The organism is Rhodococcus sp. PvR044 (assembly GCF_040548995.1).
In the GTDB taxonomy this organism is placed as follows: domain Bacteria; phylum Actinomycetota; class Actinomycetes; order Mycobacteriales; family Mycobacteriaceae; genus Rhodococcus_G; species Rhodococcus_G oryzae.
Map to the genome: position 1 here is coordinate 184,768 of NZ_JBEPSX010000007.1, position 3,504 is coordinate 188,271.

At 67.9% G+C, this 3,504-nt stretch carries 4 protein-coding genes; all 4 read right to left on the reverse strand.

Annotated features, from left to right (window positions below; translation table 11 throughout):
* Positions 1 to 4: 4 nt before the first annotated feature.
* The 4 genes from ABIC28_RS17810 to ABIC28_RS17825 all read right to left on the reverse strand — a co-directional run bounded on the left by ABIC28_RS17810 (position 5) and on the right by ABIC28_RS17825 (position 3,354).
* Positions 5 to 493 (reverse strand): Crp/Fnr family transcriptional regulator, encoded by a 489-nt coding sequence (locus ABIC28_RS17810; RefSeq protein WP_097209685.1) that lies wholly within the window; start codon positions 491 to 493, stop codon positions 5 to 7.
* The gene (locus ABIC28_RS17815) at positions 490 to 1,668 is read right to left on the reverse strand and encodes a 4Fe-4S dicluster domain-containing protein (RefSeq protein WP_502945038.1); all 1,179 of its coding nucleotides are present in this window, start codon (positions 1,666 to 1,668) and stop codon (positions 490 to 492) included. Before ABIC28_RS17815 ends, ABIC28_RS17810 begins: the two co-directional genes overlap by 4 nt.
* Positions 1,669 to 1,777: 109 nt before the next feature.
* Positions 1,778 to 2,332 (reverse strand): flavodoxin domain-containing protein, encoded by a 555-nt coding sequence (locus ABIC28_RS17820; RefSeq protein WP_097209686.1) that lies wholly within the window; start codon positions 2,330 to 2,332, stop codon positions 1,778 to 1,780.
* Positions 2,333 to 2,463: 131 nt separating this feature from the next.
* Positions 2,464 to 3,354, reverse strand: a complete 891-nt coding sequence (locus tag ABIC28_RS17825) for a universal stress protein (RefSeq protein ID WP_097209687.1) — start codon at positions 3,352 to 3,354, stop codon at positions 2,464 to 2,466.
* Positions 3,355 to 3,504 lie beyond the last annotated feature (150 nt).

Below are 3,504 nucleotides of genomic sequence, written 5' to 3' on the forward strand. Positions count from 1 at the left end.
GTCGTCACCGCGCCGCTGGGTTCGTTTGTCGCGGTATAGAATCCGGCTCGCCGTACAGGTCCAGCAGTCGCGCCCGGGTGGCCTGCAGGCGATCGACGAGGGCGCCGGACAACGCGCGTACAACGGCGTAGCCGAACGCCGGATCGGCGGAACTCGACTCGTGGAGAATCGCGGCATCGATCTCACGTGCCCGCGCCTCCGACAGCGCGGTAGCGGTGAAATGCCACCGGTGCGGTGCGGTCAGCCATGACCAGCCCAGCACGTCGCCGGCGCCGAGCGTTTGTATCGGAACGTCACCGCGTCCGGGGACGTAAGTGTGGAGCATGACCCTGCCGTCCTGCACCAGCCAGAGGCGACGAGCGAGGTCACCCTCACGGAACACGTGCTCGCCTGCGGCGAACTGGACAAGCCGTGACAACCCCAGCAGGGTCTGCAGGTGTTCCGGATCCAGCCCGGCAAGTCGCGGGTTCGGTTCAGATGCGGGATGATTCATCCCGATCCTTCGGTAGGGTCCGGGCCGATTGTCGGGAGGGCGCCGGTGAGACGTGCGGCCTCTTCGGTGATGTCGATGCCGACCGGACACCAGTCGATGCACCGTCCGCATCCCACACACCCGGACGAGCCGAACTGGTCGTACCAGGTGCCGAGTTTATGGGAGATCCACTGCCGGTAGCGGCTTTGTCCGGACTCCCGGACGTCGCCGCCGTGCAGGTGCGAGTACTCCGGTTCGAAGCACGAGGCCCAGCGCTGCCAGCGTTCGGCATGCGTTCCGGACAGGTCCGTGACGTCCTCGACAGTGGTGCAGAAGCACGTGGGGCACACCATCGTGCAATTGCCACATGTCAGGCATCGGGAAGCCACGTCGTCCCACACCTCGGCATCACGGGCGGTGCGCAACAGCTCCCGCAGGTCGACGTCCGGCATGTGCCGGCCCATGTGCTCTGCTGCTGCGCAGACGGCCTGCGCGGCGCGCTCGACTTCCTCAGATGCGGCGGTACCGTGCGGTACCCGGGCCAGCACGTCGGCTCCACGACTGGTCCCAACATCGACCAGATAGCGTGGCCCGCCGTCGCCGAGGCGTTCGGTCAACCGCAGGTCATACTCGCCGTTGGCGCCGGGCCCGGTACCCATGGATGCGCAGAAGCACACCCCGCCCGGCTCGGTGCAGTCGACAGCAACAATGAACAACCGCGAGAACAATGCGGCGGTGCGGCCGTCGGCGGGGGTTCCCTCGCACAGCACTTTCCGGAGGACGCGGATCGCGGCGAGGTCGCAGCCCCGAACGCCGAGGAACGCGTATGCCACCTCCTCGTCCGGAGGGGTTTCGAAATCACCGTCGCCATCGGTCGACCACAGTTGGCGACGCGGAGGATGCAGGTACTGCTTCCAGGACTGCGGTCCTGACGAATGCCCGAAGACGGCTGCGTCATCCCGCCGGTGCACGCGGTACAGCCCGGGCGCGGTAGTCACTCCCCACCCGTCCGGTAGACGATCGCCGGACTCGAGTTCGCGCAGGACGATGGCGTTGTCGTCAAGGGTCGGCCCTATTACCCGGTAGCCGTCGTGGCGCAGCACCGCGATCAGGCGGTCGAGACCGCGGCGCTCGAGTACTGCTTCGCCCTCCGCGGGGTCGGACCCTGGTGTCTCGGGATGTGCGATGCCTTCCACAGGCCCCTCCTCGCGCTCTGAGCGGGGACGCGTGGTACATCACTCGATCTCCGCCGTTGGTCGGGCTCGCCGGTGTGTTTTCCCAGTATCGATGGTCGGTGGACGACGGTCAATCGCCTGGTTGGCCCGAGCCGGGCGAGTCCCGCGACAGGTCCCGAGCGATCTCCCCTGCCCAGCCGTCGATCTCAGCCCAGTCCCGAAAGTCGCCTGCGGGGAGCAGTCGGCGCCCGGCGGGGAGCCGCCGGATGGTCCGTTCGACGACGGTCAGTCGTCCAGGGTCCAGGACACCTTTGAAGGCGCGATGGTCGCGTGCGTGCGCCGTCTTGCGAAGGTCCTCCACCTCGGCGAACTCGGCCTCATCGACCTTCTCGTGGCCATCCGGTTCAGTGGTCTCGGTGCCGAGCGGGCCGCTGCTGAACAGCCACACGGGGCGGGTGGCGAGTTCCTCGGAGTGGTTCCGGACGAAGCTGGTCAGCGGCTTGAGCCAGTGTCCGTAATACAGGGCGGAACCGAGGACGAACGCCTCGTAGCCGGTGAGATCACCGACGGCGTCGACCGGGTGGGTTTCGGCGGCCCGACCGGAGGCCGACAGAGTCGACGCGACACGTTCGGCGATCTCGGCCGTTGCGCCGTGCTTGCTGGCATAGACGACCAGAACTGTCATGACGATTCCCCGTCGTAGTGTGCGAATGCGTTGACCACGTCACCATCACACCTCGTTGGGTCCAGCCCGCGATAGTGACCAAGGTCCACTATGTCGGGGGCTGGTCATGGGAAGTCGACGACCTTCTTCGCTCACGACCGGACGATCATGAGCGGGCAGTCCGCGGTGTGCAGCAGCACTGTGCTGGTCGAGCCGATCAGCATGCCCGCGAAGCCGCCCCGGCCGTGGCTGCCGACCACCAGCAGTTCCGCGCCTGCCGCCCGGTCCCGCAGTTCCGCGGCCGATCTCCCGCGCACGACGGTCCGCGTCACCGAGGTCGCCGGGTAGCGCTCTGACCAACCGGCGAGGCTCTCGGCGAGAGCCGCCTGTTCGGCCGCCTCGACCTCGTCCCACGGCAGGTCGAGCTGGTCGTCGAACGCCCTGGACAAGGTGAACGGCGACCAGGTGTGGACCGCGTCCAGGCCGGTCGCGCGCAGTGAGGCCTCCTCGAACGCCGTCTCGAGAGCCGGCAGGCTGTTCTCGGTTCCGTCCACCCCGACGACGACATCGCCGGTCCCGGAGGTCTGCCCTGAATGGCCACGGATGATGACAACGGGGCTGTGGGCGTGTGCGGCGAGCGCGACGGCGACCGACCCCGCGAGCGCCGCGGTGATCTGGCCCAATCCGCGGCTTCCGACGACGACCATCCGGGCGGACTTCGACGCTTCGAGCAGGGCCGGTCGCGCCGGCCCATCGAGCACGCTGGTGGTGATCTCGGTCGTGGACGTCGCGGTGCGTGTGGTGCGGGCGATCGCGGCGGCCTCGTCGAGGTGGGCGTGGACCGCGCGATCCCGGTCGGCGAAATAGCTCGGTGGTGGACGGATCCCATCCCCGTATGGGCTGGAGTCGCCGAGAGCGGAGACGATGTGCAGCGCGCACCCGTGGAGTTGGGCTTCCCTGGCGGCCCAGCTGACGGCCGCGTATGCGCCAGTGGATCCGTCGATTCCGACGACGACCGGGGCGTTCAGTTCGACAGCGTCCACAGTAGGACCTCCACAACCGCGAGTTCCCCCATCATCGCCCCGACAGACGAAGCCGAGTAGGGCCGGAGGTCCTCGCCCCTTGTTCTGGCGGGCACGACGGCAACGGACCCAAGTACGTGGCCTTTGCGCCTCAAATGAGCTCTCTGGTGG

Bases quoted from the DNA above. Each gene is read 5' to 3' on its own strand.
- ABIC28_RS17820 (WP_097209686.1), bottom strand. From the start codon at position 2,332: ATGACAGTTCTGGTCGTCTATGCCAGCAAGCACGGCGCAACGGCCGAG.
- ABIC28_RS17810 (WP_097209685.1), bottom strand. From the start codon at position 493: ATGAATCATCCCGCATCTGAACCGAACCCGCGACTTGCCGGGCTGGAT.